The organism is Rahnella ecdela, from assembly GCF_019049625.1.
Lineage (GTDB): Bacteria > Pseudomonadota > Gammaproteobacteria > Enterobacterales > Enterobacteriaceae > Rahnella > Rahnella ecdela.
The window spans coordinates 1-271 of the sequence record NZ_JAFMOY010000027.1; the positions used below are offsets into that span (position 1 = coordinate 1).

Genomic DNA, 271 nt, shown 5'->3' on the forward strand with positions numbered 1-271 from the left:
AGGCGGATATCTTCGATTATGTCGAGATGTTTTATAATGCTAAACGCCGCCACAGTGCCTGTGAGGATCAAGCCCCTGCAGTTTATGAAAGTGCCTGGTTCATGAGGCACGGAACAGTCTAGGAAACCCGGGTCTATTCATACTTCCTAACTCCTAACTCCTAACTCCTAACTCCTAACTCCTAACTCCTAACTCCTAACTCCTAACTCCTAACTCCTAACTCCTAACTCCTAACTCCTAACTCCTAACTCCTAACTCCTAACTCCTAACT

1 pseudogene is annotated in these 271 nt (G+C 45.4%); it reads left to right on the forward strand.

Going from position 1 to position 271, the window contains the following annotated elements:
- Positions 1–122 (forward strand): annotated as a pseudogene (locus J1784_RS00120) (IS3 family transposase); the annotation flags it as partial.
- Positions 123–271 lie beyond the last annotated feature (149 nt).